This window comes from Gordonia sp. NPDC003422 (genome assembly GCF_053588675.1).
The window spans coordinates 203,273-220,000 of sequence record NZ_JBSFQL010000005.1 but is presented as its reverse complement, the minus strand read 5'-3'; the positions used below and the strand labels follow the sequence as shown (position 1 = coordinate 220,000).

The window sequence follows — 16,728 nt, the reverse complement described above, 5'->3', positions numbered from 1 at the left end:
TGCCGGTGACCTCGACAACGCTGAGGTGATCGACATGCTCGGCAAATGGTGCGGCTGGGCCCAGCGCTGCCGCATCAAAGAGTTCGTCAGAGTAGGCACCACCATCCGCGCACACCTCGAGGGCATCGCCGCTGCCGTGGACCGCGGATTGACCAACGGAACCCACGAAGGACTCAACACCAAAGTCCGATTGATCACCCGCCGAGCCTACGGATTCCGCACCGCCGAAAACGCACTCGCCATGATCCTGCTCGCCTGCGGACCGGTCACCCTCGAACTCCCATACCACACCCACACCCACCCACATCCATGACAGAAGAGCCGAAAGTTCTTCCCCTAGATTTTGCGGGCACGACGCCGTCGTGTTTCCCCAGTTCAGGAGGCTGAAAGCAGTAGCCGCCGGGTTCAGGAAGGACTCAGCAGCGACAGCGTGGTGCCCTGAGTCAGCACCAGATAGCCGTCGACCACCGACGCCGCGCCGCTGCTCAGACCGATCGTCCACGCGACCCGGCCGTCCGGTGCGAACGCGCTGAGTCGGTGTGCGTTGCCGAACACCATCAGGTCGGCCGAGGCGCCGACACAGCGGAGGTAGCCGATGTTGCTGTCGGGGTCGCGGAAGTCGGGTGGCGGCATCTCGCCGAGGATGGTTCCGTCGGTGAGCGCGAAAGTGACGCGGGAGCCGTCCTTGCGCGCCAGCGAGACCAGCGGACCACACGGGCGGGCCCCCGATTTGGATGCCTCGGGAGCATTGACCTGCCAGACGTCGTCGCTCGCCGGATCGCGCACCGAGTAGGTGCCGTGGGTGTCGAAAACCGTCGAACTGCTCTCGAGGACCGGCTTGGTCGACGGCCCCGTGATCACGCGGACGCCCGGGATCGTGTTGACGGGATCGGCGTCGAGTCGGACGTCGGGCATGGCGAACGTCGACACCCGCTCGTTGGCGGCCTCGCTGTACTCGACGACGAGTCCGCCCGGGTACAGCGTCATCTGGCATTGGCCGCAGGTGAGGTGCTCCTGCCCGTCGGTGCGTCGAAGTGCGTACTGGCTGCCGTCGGTGGTGGGGACGATCACCACGCTGCCGCTGATCTGTACCTCGTCGGTGAGGACGGCGTTGGCGAATCGTTTGGTCCACAGCGACGCACCGGTCGGCGTCATCAGGCTGACCTCGTACTTGAACTTGTTGATACGCAGAAAGTTCGGGCCGACACCGAACACCACTGCGGTGTCGTCGAGATCCGTCGTCGACGATGGGGTGCCGTCGTCACCGATGAGGTGGAAGCCGGGCTCGGGTGGGTCGCCCAGGTCGATTGCACATCCGATCTGTCCGGTGTCGGTGAATGCGCAGTCGCCCAGTCCGGCTCGAACCGGTTGCTTCCACAACGGCTTTCCGCTGCGGCGGTCGATGGCCATGAAGGCCCGGCCGAGACCGTTCGGGTAGGCGAGGAGCCAAGTGTCGCCGAAGGTGTCGGCTACGTCGATGGTGCCAACGCCCGAATGCCCGGGCAGGTCGGCGTCGGTGAGCGTCCACGAGACGTCGGGATTGTTCCGATAGTCGCGCAAGAGCCCGTACCCGTACTCGGTGTCGTCATCTTCCGGAGCGCCGGCCAGCACGACGCCGGCGGCCACCACCATCACCACGCACAACACGCCAACGACAGTCCCGATCCCAAACGGTAGACGCCGACGGACAGTGGCGATCCACGATCGGTTGGGCATGCCGATCAGTCAATCATCATTGTGTGGTCACGACCCTGTCGGGGAGGTGTCGGAGACTCGCCGAGACTCTGGCTTATGTTTCTGCGCTCCACGACCATGGATCGTCTCACGTTGCGGGTGTGGGATGAACCCATGAACTCAGTCAGGGATGCACTCCTCGGTATCACGGTGGTCACCACCGGGCTCAGCGCCGGTTTGCTGGCGGCCTTCGCCTACGCGGTGATGCCGGGTCTGGATCGTGCCGGTCCGGTGTCGGCCGTGCCGGCGATGCAGCGGATCAACGTCGCCATCCTCAATCCGGTGTTCGCCGTGATCTTCCTCGGCCCACTGGTATTCGGGGCGCTGAGCATCTGGGCGTTCTGGCGAAGCGACCTACGGTGGTGGATCGTCGCAGCGGTGGTGCTTATCGTGGTGGGCCTGCTCATCACCGCGATCGTCAACGTGCCGGCCAACGACCGGCTCGCTGCTGCCGGTGATGTGTCGGGCGGTGAGGTCGCCGCCGTATGGGCTGATTTCACGACGCAATGGGTGCGATGGAACGTCATCCGCGCGGTCGCCACCGTCGCCGCGTTCGCGACGCTGGTGGCCGGGCTCATCGCCGCCCGTTGACCGTGCGTCCCAAACGGTTCAGCGTGCGCTGACGAGGGACTCGGCGAGCACCTGCTTGAGTGACGCGCTCGGGCGCCCGCGGAGGTCGGCGAGGTCGGTCGACGTGGAGTCGAGGGCGCCACGGCTCACTCCGGCATCGGAGTCCGCGAGAATGGCTGCAACGGGGGCCGGTAGCCCTGCCCCGACCAGCGCCTCGGCGTACGCGGATTCGGGGATGTCCTGGTACCGCACCGGCTTTCCTCTCACCTCGGCGATGGCCGCCGCGATGGCGGGATGGTCGAGTGGTTCGGAGCCGGCGAGTTCGTACACCGCTCCCACGGTCCCCGCGATGAGGACGGCTGCGGCCGCGTCGGCGTAGTCGCGACGGGCGGCACCCGCGACGCGTCCGGCACCAGCGCTGCCGTACAGCGTGCCCGACTCGATCGCCGCCGGAGCTGATCCGACGTAGTTCTCCCAGTACCAGCCGTTGCGCAGCAAGGTGTGGGGTACCCCGCTGTCGGCCAGGATGTGCTCGGTCGCGAGATGCTCCTCGGCAAGCTTGAGCGGCGAGGTGTCGGCGTACAGGATGCTGGTGTAGGCGAGCAGGTCGACGCCGTTGGCCTTCGCGGCTTCGATCACGTTGCCGTGCTGGCGAACTCGACTACCGAATTCCGAGCCCGACACCAACAGCAGTCGGTCGACGCCGGAGAGTGCGGCCGACAGCGCTGCCGCGTCGTCGTAGTCGGCGACCCGCACTGTCACGCCCGCGTCGGACAAGTGCTGCGCACGACCTGCGTCGCGGACGATCGCGATGATGTCGGACGCCGCGACGCCTCGTTCGATCAGTGCCTCGATCGTCGCGCGTCCAAGTCCGCCGTTTGCTCCGGTCACTGCGTATGTGGTCATGCGTTTCCTTCCGTATCGCCGAACGCGTCGAGGCGCCGGCCATTAGTGGTTCTCTAGCAGCATGCACTTACTATTAGTACAGTGCAAGTGTAGGAGTTAGCGCTTAGGGTGTGGCTGGCATAGAATGCAGGTCATGACAGACGCGGCGTACGACGACGGGATTCCCGATCCCGCCTTGCTTGCCGACGTCTTCGCCCGTGACTGTGCGTCGCGCGACATCCTCCACAACGTCACAAGTCGGTGGGGTCTCCTCGCGCTGGCGGCCCTCGCCGACGGTGATCTGCGGTTCAACGCGCTGCGGCGTCGAGTGGACGGCGTCAGCGAACGGATGCTGTCGGTGACCCTGCAGTCATTGGAACGCGACGGTTTCGTGAATCGTGATGTGCTGCAGACGATCCCGCCCAAGGTGAAGTATTCGTTGACGCCGACCGGTCGCGAGGTGGCCGACCGACTGCTCGGGCTTATCGAGTTCGTCGAAGCCCACGTCGCCGATGTCCGGGACGCGCAAGGCACTTACGACGACACCCACTGAATCGTCAACGGGGGTGGGGTGGGTCAGAAGAGCTGGCCGAGGTAGAACTCGGCGCCCTGGTCGTCGGCGCAGCGGGCGGTGACGCCGTAGGGTGCGCGCTGGGGTTCGTCGATGACCCGACCACCCGCATCTCGTACACGCTCGACCGCCGCTTCCACGTCGTCGGCGATCCACATCGGCACCGCGACCGACGTGTCGGCACCGCCGCCGATGCCGATCTGCGGGCGGACGTCGTCGACCTCCCAGCCGTCGTCGATGCGCCCGGGATGGAACTCCCATCCGAGCACGCTGCCGTAGAACGCCCGCAGACGGGCGCTGTCGGGAGTGAGCACGGTCAGGTACGACATCTCGCCGATGCCTCGCGGGTGTTGCGGCGATCGCGGCGCCGCCGGGTCCGGCACGTGCACCGAGAATCGGACTCCTTGATCGTCGACGGCGTCGAGTACCCGAGCGCCATCACTCGACACCTCGTCGATGCTGCCGACCGCACCGCCGGCGGCGATGATCGCCTCACGCGCCGACCCGAAGTCGTCGACGGCGTACACGCAGTACAAGGTGTTGTTCCCGTAGTCGCCGGCCTCGGAAATGCCCAGGCGGTGACCAAGGTTGGTGACCTGGCGGCTCGCCGGGTCGTACTCCCAGCCGAGGACTGCGCGATAGAAGCGCGCGGCCCGCGCGGCGTCCGGCGTCTGCAAGGACATGTAGACGAGGTCGCCCTGCGCAATACGGTCCGACGCTGTGACAGCGCTCTTCGACGGTCCCGTCAGCATCCACCGATGTCCGAACGGATCGATGATGGTGCCGGTCCGATTTCCGTAGCCCTCGTAGGGTTCCCGCGTCACCGACGCACCGCCACGTCCGGCCCGCGCGACCGCTGCGTCGGTATCGTCAACGGCCAGCATCAGACTCACCGAGACATGCCCGGGAGTCGGTGCACGCAAACCCATGTCGGCGAACTCGCCCGCAAGATAGACCACGCCGCCGCCCATCTCGAGCTCGGCATGCCCGATGGTGCCGTCCTCCATGACGATCGGCTCACCACGGAGTCGGGCGTCGAGATTGGCGACATACCAGTCGATCGCCGCACGGGCGTCGGCGACGGTCAGGTAGGGCAGTGCTCCCGGCCGTTCGACGACCGGCTCGGATTGAGTTGGTGCTGAAACTGTTTCGACGGTCGTGCTCATGATGACTCCTTCGGGTAGGGTCGCGCCGCGACGGAGGCGATCACGCAACGCGTCAGCGAATGCGGCGTCCGGCGCGACCGGGTCGTCGAATCCGCTGTCGACACCGCGCAGGATGCGCAGCGGATCGCCGCTGGTGTCGGGGAACTCGGTGTTGTTCATACGTGACCTCCTCTCCGGCTCGATTGGAATTCGTTCTCCGGGTAGGCCGCGCGGAACGCGCGCTTTGCCCGGGTGAGCAGTGCCTCGGTGGCGCCGACGGTGCGGTCGAGGATCTGCGCGCAGTCGGCGACCGGGAGATCGTCGACGTAGCGCAACGTCAGCACCGCGCGGTGGGCCGGTCCGAGGGTCGCCAACGTGTGATGGGCAACCATCCGATCCAGATGGGCATCCCAATCGTCATCCGTCGTCTCGGGTAGCTCGTCCACCGGCTCCGGTGTGCGTTGCATCCGCCGCCAGTGGTCGGCCAACTTGTGCCGCGCGATTCCGATCAACCAGGGCGTCGACGGCACCGCCGACGCATCTCTGCGCACGGTGTCCATCGCGGCGAGGAAGGTCTCGGAGGTCACGTCCTCGGCGACCGCGCGGTCGGCGCAGCGCCGCACGACGTAGCCGTACACCGAGGGAAGTGCCTCGTCGTAGACCGATAGCAGCGCATCAGCACCGCCGGATTGACCGCTCACACCCTTATCGTCGTTCGTGGGGCCCAAAACCCGACGCCCTTCGCGCAAGTTTTTTCGTCAGGGCCGACGCGGCACCTGCCGTGCGCTGATCTCGACCACGGCGTCGACCACGGCCTGCGGACGGTCCATCGCGACAAAGGTGCGCGATCGGGGTACCTCGGTGAAGGTGGCGTCGGCGAAGACCGACGCCAGACGGCGGCCGAGTTTCGGCCGGAACGCGCGATCGGCGGTGCCCCAGACGACGGACACGGGTACCGCGACCTTCGACAATCGAGGCGTGATCGCGGCCAGTTCGGACGAGTCGATGGCGCGCAGGAAGGCGGCGAGGTCGTCGCGGATTCGTTCGTCGCTGCGCAACGGATCGAGGATCGACGCGGACAGCTCGGGATCGGGGTCGGTGACGAGCAGTCCGAAGCCGGCGATCGAATGGCGAAGCGCCGTCGAACGGTGCAGGAGCCCGACGAGCCGTTTGGTGAGGCCGGGCCGGGTCAGCAGGGCGAAGACGACAGGATACGGCTGCGGCGGAAACTGTTCGAATGCATCGCAATTGGTGAACACTACGCGGCTGGCGAAATCCGGGTCCTGATCCAGTGCGAACTGGCAGAGCGCGCCGCCGGTGTCGCAGCCGACGATCGTCGGGTCCGTGAGGCCCTGAGCGTCGACGAACTCGCGGATCAACCGGGCCGCCCCCACCGGCGTGCGATCAGCGTCTGGTCCCCAGGGGATGCGATGCGCGCCGAGTGGAAGAGTCGGTGCGTAACAACGGAATCCAGCGTCGGCCAGGCCTTGCGCCGCATCGGCCCACATCCGACCGTCGACCACCACCCCGTGTACGAACACCACCGGCGGATGGGGCGAGTCCTCCGGTCCGAAGATTTCGTATTCGATGGTTGCCGTGGCGAGTTCGATGGTCGGCATGGTGGCCTCCGTCGTAGGCTTGATGAGTTCAGTTACAAACACTCGGTATGAAAGTTACGTGCAGGCTGTATGAAAGTCAACCGTCGGACGCAGGCGGAGCGCACCGCCGCCACCCGTGCGGCCCTCATCGAGGCCGGCCGCGAACTCTTCGGCGAACACGGTTACGCCGACGTCGGAACGCAGGCGATCGTCGAGCGCGCAGGCGTCACACGTGGTGCTCTCTATCACCAGTTCGACGACAAGAAGGGCCTGTTCACCGCGGTATTCGACGAGCTCGAGCAGGAGGTTGTGGCGCTGTGCGCCGAGTCCATGGCAGAACTCGCGCCGACCGATCCGATCGCGGCTCTCAAGGTCGGCGTTCGGGCGTTTCTCGAGGTGTTCGCCGAACCCGTCCGACACCGCATCGGGCTCGTCGACGCGCCCGCGGTCCTGGGCTGGCAGGAGTGGCGAGCGCGGGGGGAGCAGTTCGGTTTCGCGCTCCTAGAAGGACTGATCCGGACCGCCATCGAGCTCGGGCAGGTGGCCGAACAGCCCACCCGCCCCATCGCGCATGTGGCCATCGGCGCGCTCGACGAGTCGGCGCTCTACGTCGCCGCCGCCGACGATCGGGAGCAGGCCACCGAGGAGATGCTCGTCGTGATGGATCGCATCATCGACGCGTTCGTGGTCTGATTGCTCAGCGTTCCAAGCTCTTTCGGTCCCACCCGCCCAGATCCGCGGCGATCTCGTAGGTGCTCTGCAGGAAGTCGAGCAGCACTGCGTCGGGATCGTCGGCTTCTCGAACCGCGGTGTAGGGCAACAGGAATTCGCCGAGGCCGGCGTCGAAATAGGCCGACGACGGCGCCACCGGAGCGGCCGTGAAGCCCTCGGGTTCCGGATAGGCGTAGGAGTAGAAGTAACCCTCGCCGTCGGGGCCGGGCCAGTAGCCCGCGCTCGACACTTCGTGCGAGTAGGCCTCCCACATCACCTCTGGGCCGCAATTCGGTGCTCCGCCAGGGTGTTTGGGGGCTTCTCGGCCGGAGAATCGTGTCACCGCGAGATCGGCTGCGCCCCAGAAGAAGTGGGACGGACTGACCTTGCCGATGAAGCGCGCGCGAAAGATCTCGAAGACCCGGTCGATCTGAACCAGCGCAAGCCAGAAGCGATGGACGGCGTCTGGGTCGTAGGCCACATGCTCCCGGTCCTCGTCGAAGGCGATCGCGCCCGGGATCTCGACCGGCATTTCCCATATCTCCGTTGATAACCCGAGATCGTCGAGCATCGCCATGACATCTCGGTAGAAGTCGGCCACCGGTCGCGACTCCAGCTTCAGCGATCGCTTCTCACCCGACGTCGTCGACACCACCAATTGGTGGTCGATCAGATCGAAGTCCATCTGGAAAGACGTGCTGCCGTGCGGGATCAGTGCGGTGGTGAGGCCGCGCGCCGTCACATACAGCGTCACATTCCACCAGTGACTCATGCGCGGAGTGTTGACCATGCGCACCTTGCCGACGATCTGCGTCATCAGCTGAAAAGTGTCGCGAGTGTCGGCCCACTCGGCGACGGGGATCTCGGGCCACGCGGAGTTCGTCTTGGATGTCATCGTGGAAGAGCACCTCCTGGTTGCTTGAATTCGATCGTCGCATTCCGATGAGTTCTCCGGTCCGGAACGGTCAGCACTGACATGGCTACCGCAACGATCAACTCCATGCTCCTGTCCAGCGACGACCCCACCCGCCTCGCGCAGTGGTACGCCACCGCCTTCGAGGCGAAAGTGGAGTCCACCCCCGGCGACGACGGCTATCAGGTGGTCGCGCTCGACGGCTTCTACCTGATGTTCGACAAGCGCGACGACGTGTCCGGGCCCAACCCCGGCGGCGCGCGAGCCATCCTCAACGTCGAGGTCGACGATCCGAGCGCAACCGCGAAACGGCTCGACGAACTCGGGGCCGCGTGGGTGAGTCCGCTCGAGGACCGCGACGGCAATCTCTTCGGCACCGTCGAAGATCCCGACGGCAACTGGCTGCAGATCCTGCGTCTCTCCGACGAGAGCGAAGCCCAGATGAGCGAGCCGAACCTGGCATTCAGTGGTTTCGCCGTGGGCGACCTCGAGGCCGCGGAAACGTTCTATCGGGACGTGCTCGGCATGCGGGTGCTGCGCTTCCCGATGGGCGTGCTCGGCATTCGTATCAACCGGCAGACGACGGTCATGGCCTACCCCAAGCCCGACCACACGCCGGCCGGCTACACGGTCCTCAACCTCCCGGTCGACGACCTCGACAAGGCGGTCGACGAACTCGCCGCCCAGGGCGTCGAGTTCCTGCGCTACGACGGCTTCGACCACGACGAGCGCGGGATCGTCCGGTCGGGCGAACACGGCGGACCCGACATCGCGTGGTTCACCGACCCGTCGGGCAACGTCATCGCGGTACTGCACGGCTGACGCTGCGGATCTCGGGGCGGAGAACCGATCCGTTCGCTCTGGGCGTATCAGATGGGGAACACCGCGCTGGCCTGGGCGGTTGTATGAGCCAGATCCCCGCCGCACCCGGTGTTCGACGTCATCTGGACAGACGTTGACTGTAGGTGTACACCCGACGACCACTAGAGTGGAACCAGGCTGGTCGACGTGTCAGTGCACCATGTCACACCCACGGCGGCCGGGGCGCTAGCAATGTGAGGGAGAACAATGTTCGAACGGTTCACCGACCGCGCGCGACGGGTTGTGGTTCTGGCCCAAGAAGAGGCGCGGATGCTCAACCACAACTACATCGGAACCGAGCACATCCTGCTCGGTCTCATCCACGAGGGCGAGGGCGTGGCCGCCAAGGCACTCGAGTCGCTCGGGATCTCCCTGGAAGGTGTCCGCAGTCAGGTCGAGGAGATCATCGGCCAGGGACAGCAGGCGCCGTCGGGGCACATCCCGTTCACTCCGCGTGCCAAGAAGGTGCTCGAGCTGTCGCTGCGTGAGGCGCTGCAACTCGGCCACAACTACATCGGCACCGAGCACATCCTGCTCGGTCTCATCCGCGAGGGCGAGGGCGTTGCCGCACAGGTGCTGGTCAAGCTCGGCGCCGACCTCAACCGGGTCCGCCAGCAGGTCATCCAGCTGCTCAGTGGCTACCAGGGCAAGGAGCCGCAGGAGGCGGGCACGGGCGGTCGGAGCAGCGAGTCCGGCACCCCGTCGACCTCGCTCGTGCTCGACCAGTTCGGTCGCAACCTGACCGCCGCCGCCGGTGAGGGCAAGCTCGACCCGGTCATCGGCCGCGAGAAGGAAATCGAGCGGGTCATGCAGGTGCTGAGCCGCCGCACCAAGAACAACCCGGTCCTCATCGGCGAACCCGGCGTCGGCAAGACCGCCGTCGTCGAGGGTCTCGCGCAGGCCATCGTCAACGGCCAGGTGCCGGAGACGCTCAAGGACAAGCAGCTCTACACCCTCGACCTCGGGTCGCTGGTGGCCGGCAGCCGCTACCGCGGTGACTTCGAGGAACGCCTCAAGAAGGTGCTCAAGGAGATCAACACCCGCGGCGACATCATCCTGTTCATCGACGAGCTGCACACGCTCGTCGGCGCGGGTGCTGCCGAGGGCGCGATCGACGCCGCGTCGATCCTGAAGCCGAAGCTGGCCCGTGGCGAACTGCAGACCATCGGTGCGACCACTCTCGACGAGTACCGCAAGTACATCGAGAAGGACGCCGCCCTCGAGCGCCGGTTCCAGCCGGTGCAGGTCGGCGAGCCGTCGGTGGAGCACACCATCGAGATCCTCAAGGGTCTGCGCGACCGTTACGAGAGCCACCACCGTGTGTCCATCACCGACGGTGCACTCGTGGCCGCGGCGACGCTGGCCGACCGCTACATCAACGATCGGTTCCTGCCGGACAAGGCGATCGACCTCATCGACGAGGCCGGCGCACGCATGCGCATCCGCCGGATGACCGCACCGCCAGACCTGCGCGAGTTCGACGAGCGCATCGCCGACGCCCGCAAGGAGAAGGAAAGCGCGATCGACGCGCAGGACTTCGAGAAGGCGGCCAGCCTGCGCGACAAGGAGAAGACCCTCGTCGCCGAGCGTGCCGAGCGCGAAAAGCAGTGGCGCAGTGGCGATATGGACGTCGTGGCCGAGGTCGACGACGAGCAGATCGCCGAGGTTCTGGGCAACTGGACCGGTATTCCGGTGTTCAAGCTCACCGAGGAGGAGACCACCCGTCTGCTCCGCATGGAGGACGAGCTGCACAAGCGGATCATCGGCCAGGAGGACGCGGTCAAGGCCGTGTCCAAGGCGATCCGCCGCACGCGTGCCGGCCTGAAGGACCCCAAGCGTCCGTCGGGTTCGTTCATCTTCGCCGGACCGTCGGGTGTCGGTAAGACCGAGCTCTCCAAGGCGCTGGCGAATTTCCTGTTCGGCGAGGACGACGCGCTCATCCAGATCGACATGGGCGAGTTCCACGACCGCTTCACCGCGTCGCGTCTGTTCGGTGCCCCTCCCGGGTACGTCGGCTACGAAGAGGGCGGCCAGCTCACCGAGAAGGTGCGCCGCAAGCCGTTCTCGGTGGTGCTGTTCGACGAGATCGAGAAGGCGCACTCGGAGATCTACAACACGCTGCTGCAGGTGCTCGAGGATGGTCGTCTCACCGACGGTCAGGGCCGCACGGTCGACTTCAAGAACACCGTGCTGATCTTCACCTCGAACCTCGGCACCAGCGACATCTCCAAGGCGGTGGGCCTCGGCTTCACCAAGGGTGCCGACTCGCAGTCGAACTACGAGCGGATGAAGCTCAAGGTCAACGACGAGCTCAAGAAGCACTTCCGGCCCGAGTTCCTCAACCGTATCGACGACGTCATCGTCTTCCATCAGCTGACTCAGGACGAGATCATCCAGATGGTCGACCTGATGATCGCCCGCGTCGAGACGCAGCTGAAGAACAAGGACATGGCTCTCGAGCTGACCGACCGGGCCAAGGGACTGCTCGCCAAGCGCGGGTTCGACCCGGTGCTCGGTGCCCGGCCGTTGCGTCGCACCATCCAGCGTGAGATCGAGGACCAGCTCTCGGAGAAGATCCTCTTCAACGAGATCACCGCCGGCCAGATCGTGCTGGTCGACGTCGAAGGCTGGGACGGCGAGGACGACGGTGAAGATGCCAAGTTCACCTTCACCGGTTCGGAGAAGCCGCGCGCGGTGCCCGACGCCCCTGTCGAGCTGACCAAGGCCGCCGACGGCGGGTCCGACGCGAGCTGACCTACGAGTTCAACCAACGACGGCGGCGTCACCTGATGGGTGGCGCCGCCGTCGTCGTTGACCGGGCGTCCCAAACCGTTGACCGGGCGTCGAGTGCACCCATCGCTCCCTCAGGAGTCTCTACCGCTCCCTGAGGTGCTCGAGGCGCTAGCCGAGAGCCTCGAAGGGCTAGTGAGACAGGGTAATTGGTTGACCAGGTAGCAGCCGTCACCAGGCCTTCGAGGCTCCTCGACTTCGAGACGCTCCATGCTCGTACCTCGCACGGGGCTCCTCAGCCCGGCGGCTAGCGCTCGTCGCACCTCAGGCAGCGGAATCTGAGGCCCAGATGCAAACCCTCCACGGATCCACGCTCAGGGAGCGGATGGGCTCGCCAACGCCGGGATTCACGATCGACGGAACGTTCGTTCGGTCATCGAGTAGGTTGTGTGGGTGCCATCACGTACCGAGAATTCCGACATCCCACCCGTCATCGTCGAACGCGACGGCGAGATCGCGATCTTCCGCCTCAATCGCCCTGATCGTCTCAACGCGTTCACCATGCAGATGGGGCAGGCGCTGATCGACGCCTTCGACGAGACCGACGCCGACGACTCGGTGCGGGCGGTCGTGCTGACCGGGAACGGCCGGGCCTATTGTGCCGGAGCCGATCTCGGCGGTGGCGCCGACACCTTCGACGCGTCGTCGATCACCGACGAGGTTCCGCCCGACGAGGGTGGCCGACTGTCGCTGCGGATTTTCCGGTCGCTCAAGCCGGTCGTGGTGGCGGTCAACGGTCCGTCGGCCGGGGTCGGCGTGACCATGACCCTGCCGGCCGACGCGCGCATCGCATCCGACGACGCGAAGTTCGGATTCGTCTTCGCCGCAAGAGGATTGGTGCCCGAGGCGGCGTCGAGCTGGTTTCTGCCCCGGTTGGTCGGATTGCCGACCGCTCTCCGGTGGACGATGGGCGCCACGATGGTGTCGGTCGACGAGGCGCTCGAACATGGACTGATTCAGCAGGTCGTACCGAAGGACGAGGTGCTCGCGACGGCCATCGCGGTGGCCCGTGAGATGACCGCCAACAGTGCTCCCGTCTCCGTCGCGCTGACGCGACAGTTGTTGTGGCGCATGGCCGGTGCGCCGTCGCCGATGGATGCGCACGTCGCCGACTCGAAGGCGATCTACTACCGCGGCCAGTCGGCGGATGTCTACGAGGGGGTGACGGCGTTCTTGGAGAAGCGCCCCCCGAACTTCCCGATGTCGGTCGCCAAGGACCTGCCGGACATCTGGTCGTGAGTAACGCCACCCCGTGCGGTTCGGGGGAGTTGTCGGGATAGGGCGTCGGCGATATGTGACACTGGCTGGATGAGTCGTCACCGGTGGTCGCACGCTGCGGTCATCGTGGCATCCGTGATTGCGGCGGCGGCGGTGATGATTCCCGGTTCAGCGGTGATGCCCGAGCCGAGTTACCCGGTGCGGTCCACCGCGTCGGGTTCGGACACACCGGTCCTGTCTGTCTTCGCGCTGAGCAAGTATGTGGCGCTGGGCAGTTCCTACGCGGCAGGCCCGGAGGTGCGCGGCCTGCGGACCGTGTGCCAACGATCGGCCGACAACTACCCGCATCAGGTCGCAGACGCCACCGACATGCGTTTGACGGATGTCTCCTGCAGTGGTTCGCGGACGTCCAACATCCTGCGGGTGCCGCAGCGTTCGCTGCGCGAGCCGCAGATCGCCGCGGTCACGCCCGACACCCGCCTGGTCACGATCACCACCGGCGGCAACGACCTCGACTACATGTCCAGGCTGCTCGCCCTTAGCTGCGCGAACGTCGACATTGCGCGCATTCATCCGTTGACGGCGAAGAGCTGCACCCGGCCTCACTCGGTTCGTTCCGATCCGACGCCGCAGGCCTATGTCGCCGTCGAGCGGGCCATCGTCGAGACCGTGGCGGCTGTCCGGGCGCGTGCCCCGCGTGCCGTCGTCGTACTCGTCGACTATGTGCCGGTGCTCGGGCGTGACGACCGGACCTGCCCCGGGTTGCCGCTGACTCCCGCGCAGGTGGCCTCGACACGCCAGGTGTACGACGCCATGACCGCCGCGACCGCCCGCGCAGCTGCGGCGTCAGGCACCATCCTGGTCCGCGCGTCCAAAGCCGGCGTCGATCACGGTGTCTGTTCGAAGACTCCCTGGGTGAACGGCTTCGGCCAGGGTGGCGTGTCCTATCACCCGAACGCCCGAGGCAAGGCCGCGGTCGCCGACCTCGTGTTGGCGACGCTGAGTCAGCCCTCGACGGTGACCGACTTCTTGGCGCGCGGTGTCGTGGTATCTGCACCGGTGACGTCCCGGTCGCCCTTACCGTCCCGGTAACGTCGCCAGAACACCGCAACAGCGGAGACGACGAGCAGTGCGGCGGTGGCGATGATCAGGTTCCCGGTGAGCGGCTCGATCACCAGGCGAACGGCGACGCCGATGCCGATCGCGACGATGCCCACGATCAGCGACCGTCCCGCGTTCTGCTGACGCCAGTCGAGCCGGTTGCGGCCGGTGGTGATGAGGCTGATCGGGCTCCGACGCAGCACCTCGACGATGAACACCGTCAGGACCACCGTGCCGAGGAACGACAGCAGCAGCAGCGGCCAGGGCGCGGAACCGGCGTGTTCCCGGATGATCGGCATCAGCGCGCTCAGCGCGAGGGCATGGGCGAGGTAGATGCCGAAGGACCGGTCGGCGGCGGTGCGCATGAACCCGTCGGCCACCGATCCGGGGCGTCGACGATCCTGCCAGAGCGTGCCCAGGCAGTAGAGGATCAAGATCACCGCGATATAGGCGAAGACGTTGTGCACGAGGAACACGTTGGACGCGCGTTCGATGCTGATACCCAGGTCGACCTGATTGACGAAGTACACGATGGTCGCCGCGATCACCGCGATACCCGCGGGAATGATCACCTTGCGCCACTTGACCATGAAGGCCTGGAACGCGGGGTAGTGCATCGCCGCGACGCAGCCGGCGAGAATGAAGAACTGGTACGGGATGATCGTCGCGACGAGATGCTTCGACAGCGCCACGTGCACCCCGGCCGGGATGAACTGCATCGGCGGGCTGGTCATCGCATAGATCAGCCAGAGATGGAAAGCGAAACTCGCGGCGAGCAGGTAGCGGTGATAGCCCCACGTACGCCGGAGCACCCACAGAATGCCCGGGAAGACCAGGTAGATCTGCATGCTCACCGACAGGAAGTACAGGTGGTACCACGCGTTTCCGGTGATCAGGTCGTAGCAGATCGATTTGATCGCCAACTTGATGGACTCGGCGGATTCGAAGTTCGACGCCACGTTCGACCAGCCACCGACCAGGTAGCGGCCGTAGACCCAGTAGAAGAGGCTCCAGGTGACGAACGGCAGTCCGATCAGCTTGTAGCGGCGACGCCAGAACGTCAGCGGCTTCAGCTCGCGGTCGCGGTACTGATACGTCAGGACGAAACCGGTGAGCGCGAAGAACGAGTACCGGGTGTAGCGCATCATCAACCCGACGGCACCGGTCGACATGTTCACGATGTGCGGGATGTTGAGGATGACGTGGTCGAGGATGACCGACGCAAAGGTCACCAGACGGACGAAGTCGATCTGGTAGAGGTGCTTGTCGGGCTTGCGCGTTTTGGCCGCCGGTTTGGGGTCGTCTCGCTCGTCGGGGTCGAGGTAATCCTCGGTGACCGTTGCTGGTCGCTCGGTAACGATGATCGCCTCCACTCCGTGCCGATCCCGGCCGGTTCTCGGTCCGGGTCCCGCGCAGAGGGTACTCCCACTACCTGTGAGGATCACGTTGGGTGACGTGCGACACGTCGAGGTGTTGCTACAGCGGCCCGGCATTGCTCGCGATAGCGAACACCACGGGCACCAGTGCGACCTCGAGAACACATCCGATCAGGGCGAACGGAAACGCCAGGCGTCGCGCGCGTCCTCGCGCGTTGATGACCAAGGCCGACGCCAACAGCAGCGCGAGGCTGCCGACGGCGGCCGTCCAGATTGCCGCATCGATCCACCGGGGACTACCGCACGCCTCGTAGGCGCACGCGTCCGTCCCGAAAGTCGTCAGAACGGAGAGGCCGAAGACCCCGACGGCCAGCAGCACGTGGCAGAACCAGATCACGATCGACGCGGTCAGGTCCACAACGCGCCGCGGGCGCTCGTCGGTCATGCCTCGACGATAGGTCGCGCGGGCATCCGACCGGAGAAATTCACTTGGCTCTGACCCGCACGTCGCACTACCGTCACCCGTTGCGGCGACTATCGTCGTCGGTAAGACATGAAACCCGACCCCAGCGAGAGGAGGTGGCGCACATGACCATCGTCGGAACCCGGAGCTATCGGGACCGCGAACCCGGTCACGGACTCACGTGTACCGCATTGCGCCCCGTCCCGAGCGCCAAGGATCTCGGGATCGTCATTCCAGGCTGATCCCGAATCGTTGGCGCACCGACCAGTTCGCCATCGTCTCGAGGAGAAGCCATGACCATCTTCGTCACCAACGCCGGATTACAGATCCTGGCGCGCGTCACCTGGCGCCGCGCGGCGGTGCTGCTGACCACCGAGGTGGCCCGAAACGTCGAGGGAACCCCGGTGATCCGGGTGGTGCATTCGCCGACGCTCACGCTCCCGATCCACAAGGTGGTCGCGATCAAGCGCAACGCCTACCGCCCGTTCGCCGGGAAGTCGATGGACTCCTACGCGTCGTCGCCGACGATCCTGCGGCGTGACCAGTGGATCTGCGCGTACTGCGAAGGTCCGGCCGACACCGTCGACCACATCGTGCCGGTGTCGCGCGGTGGGAGAAGCACGTTCGGCAACCTGGTTGCCGCATGCCGGTCGTGCAACGGTTTCAAGGCCGACCGGACCCCGCGCGAGGCGGGCATGGCACTACGCCATGCGCCGTTCGTCTACGACCCGTGGGCGGCGGACCAGAAAGAGGTCTGGGAGCTGTTCACCCTGCGGTGGAAGACCGACTGAC

At 65.9% G+C, this 16,728-nt stretch carries 17 protein-coding genes; 9 read left to right on the top strand and 8 right to left on the bottom strand.

Going from position 1 to position 16,728, the window contains the following annotated elements; translation table 11 throughout:
* A partial coding sequence (locus tag ACWDTF_RS06905; protein ID WP_449754163.1) for an ISL3 family transposase occupies nt 1–313 on the top strand: 313 nt, incomplete at its 5' end.
* A gap of 92 nt (nt 314–405) precedes the next feature.
* On the opposite strand, the gene ACWDTF_RS06900 is transcribed toward ACWDTF_RS06905, so the two are convergent.
* Complete coding sequence (locus ACWDTF_RS06900) at nt 406–1,647, bottom strand: hypothetical protein (protein ID WP_449754162.1); 1,242 nt, start codon at nt 1,645–1,647, stop codon at nt 406–408.
* A 201-nt stretch (nt 1,648–1,848) separates the two neighbouring features.
* Between ACWDTF_RS06900 and ACWDTF_RS06895 the strand changes: the two genes are divergently transcribed.
* Entirely contained in the window at nt 1,849–2,325 is a 477-nt protein-coding gene (locus ACWDTF_RS06895; protein WP_355276769.1) for an anthrone oxygenase family protein, read from the top strand.
* 18 nt (nt 2,326–2,343) lie between these two features.
* Here ACWDTF_RS06895 and ACWDTF_RS06890 read toward each other — a convergent pair whose 3' ends face one another.
* On the bottom strand, nt 2,344–3,210 hold the full coding sequence (locus tag ACWDTF_RS06890) for an NmrA family NAD(P)-binding protein (protein ID WP_449754161.1): 867 nt from the start codon (nt 3,208–3,210) through the stop codon (nt 2,344–2,346).
* Between the two features lie 133 nt (nt 3,211–3,343).
* Here ACWDTF_RS06890 and ACWDTF_RS06885 point away from each other — a divergent pair, with 133 nt between their 5' ends.
* Complete coding sequence (locus tag ACWDTF_RS06885) at nt 3,344–3,742, top strand: winged helix-turn-helix transcriptional regulator (RefSeq protein ID WP_355276773.1); 399 nt, start codon at nt 3,344–3,346, stop codon at nt 3,740–3,742.
* A 23-nt stretch (nt 3,743–3,765) separates the two neighbouring features.
* Here ACWDTF_RS06885 and ACWDTF_RS06880 read toward each other — a convergent pair whose 3' ends face one another.
* Genes ACWDTF_RS06880 through ACWDTF_RS06870 form a run of 3 tightly spaced genes read right to left on the bottom strand, consistent with a single transcriptional unit; the run spans nt 3,766 to nt 6,524 of the window.
* Nucleotides 3,766–5,085, bottom strand: coding sequence for a VOC family protein (locus ACWDTF_RS06880; protein ID WP_449754160.1), 1,320 nt, complete (start codon nt 5,083–5,085; stop codon nt 3,766–3,768).
* The gene (locus ACWDTF_RS06875; RefSeq protein WP_449754159.1) at nt 5,082–5,606 is read right to left on the bottom strand and encodes an RNA polymerase sigma factor; all 525 of its coding nucleotides are present in this window, start codon (nt 5,604–5,606) and stop codon (nt 5,082–5,084) included. The genes ACWDTF_RS06880 and ACWDTF_RS06875 overlap by 4 nt, the downstream gene beginning before the upstream one ends.
* Nucleotides 5,607–5,663: 57 nt before the next feature.
* Complete coding sequence (locus ACWDTF_RS06870) at nt 5,664–6,524, bottom strand: alpha/beta fold hydrolase (RefSeq protein WP_433257921.1); 861 nt, start codon at nt 6,522–6,524, stop codon at nt 5,664–5,666.
* Between the two features lie 69 nt (nt 6,525–6,593).
* Here ACWDTF_RS06870 and ACWDTF_RS06865 point away from each other — a divergent pair, with 69 nt between their 5' ends.
* Nucleotides 6,594–7,196 carry a TetR/AcrR family transcriptional regulator gene (locus tag ACWDTF_RS06865; RefSeq protein ID WP_449754158.1) on the top strand — a complete coding sequence of 201 codons (603 nt, stop codon included), beginning with the start codon at nt 6,594–6,596 and terminating at the stop codon, nt 7,194–7,196.
* Nucleotides 7,197–7,200: 4 nt separating this feature from the next.
* Here ACWDTF_RS06865 and ACWDTF_RS06860 read toward each other — a convergent pair whose 3' ends face one another.
* Entirely contained in the window at nt 7,201–8,109 is a 909-nt protein-coding gene (locus ACWDTF_RS06860) for a DUF5996 family protein (protein WP_240862327.1), read from the bottom strand.
* 81 nt (nt 8,110–8,190) lie between these two features.
* Here ACWDTF_RS06860 and ACWDTF_RS06855 point away from each other — a divergent pair, with 81 nt between their 5' ends.
* The 4 genes from ACWDTF_RS06855 to ACWDTF_RS06840 all read left to right on the top strand — a co-directional run bounded on the left by ACWDTF_RS06855 (nt 8,191) and on the right by ACWDTF_RS06840 (nt 14,088).
* Nucleotides 8,191–8,949, top strand: a complete 759-nt coding sequence (locus ACWDTF_RS06855; protein WP_240862325.1) for a VOC family protein — start codon at nt 8,191–8,193, stop codon at nt 8,947–8,949.
* Nucleotides 8,950–9,195: 246 nt separating this feature from the next.
* On the top strand, nt 9,196–11,742 hold the full coding sequence (locus tag ACWDTF_RS06850; RefSeq protein WP_355276784.1) for an ATP-dependent Clp protease ATP-binding subunit: 2,547 nt from the start codon (nt 9,196–9,198) through the stop codon (nt 11,740–11,742).
* Between the two features lie 423 nt (nt 11,743–12,165).
* A complete protein-coding gene (locus ACWDTF_RS06845; protein ID WP_433257926.1) occupies nt 12,166–13,017 on the top strand; it encodes an enoyl-CoA hydratase-related protein in 852 nt (283 codons plus the stop codon).
* Between the two features lie 69 nt (nt 13,018–13,086).
* On the top strand, nt 13,087–14,088 hold the full coding sequence (locus ACWDTF_RS06840; RefSeq protein ID WP_449754157.1) for an SGNH/GDSL hydrolase family protein: 1,002 nt from the start codon (nt 13,087–13,089) through the stop codon (nt 14,086–14,088).
* On the opposite strand, the gene ACWDTF_RS06835 is transcribed toward ACWDTF_RS06840, so the two are convergent.
* Entirely contained in the window at nt 14,001–15,470 is a 1,470-nt protein-coding gene (locus ACWDTF_RS06835; protein WP_449754156.1) for an acyltransferase, read from the bottom strand. The genes ACWDTF_RS06840 and ACWDTF_RS06835 overlap by 88 nt on opposite strands.
* Before the next feature lie 103 nt (nt 15,471–15,573).
* Entirely contained in the window at nt 15,574–15,918 is a 345-nt protein-coding gene (locus ACWDTF_RS06830) for a hypothetical protein (protein WP_449754155.1), read from the bottom strand.
* A 311-nt stretch (nt 15,919–16,229) separates the two neighbouring features.
* On the opposite strand from ACWDTF_RS06830, the gene ACWDTF_RS06825 reads away from it, so the two are divergent.
* The gene (locus ACWDTF_RS06825) at nt 16,230–16,727 is read left to right on the top strand and encodes an HNH endonuclease (RefSeq protein WP_240862313.1); all 498 of its coding nucleotides are present in this window, start codon (nt 16,230–16,232) and stop codon (nt 16,725–16,727) included.
* Nucleotide 16,728: the final 1 nt, after the last annotated feature.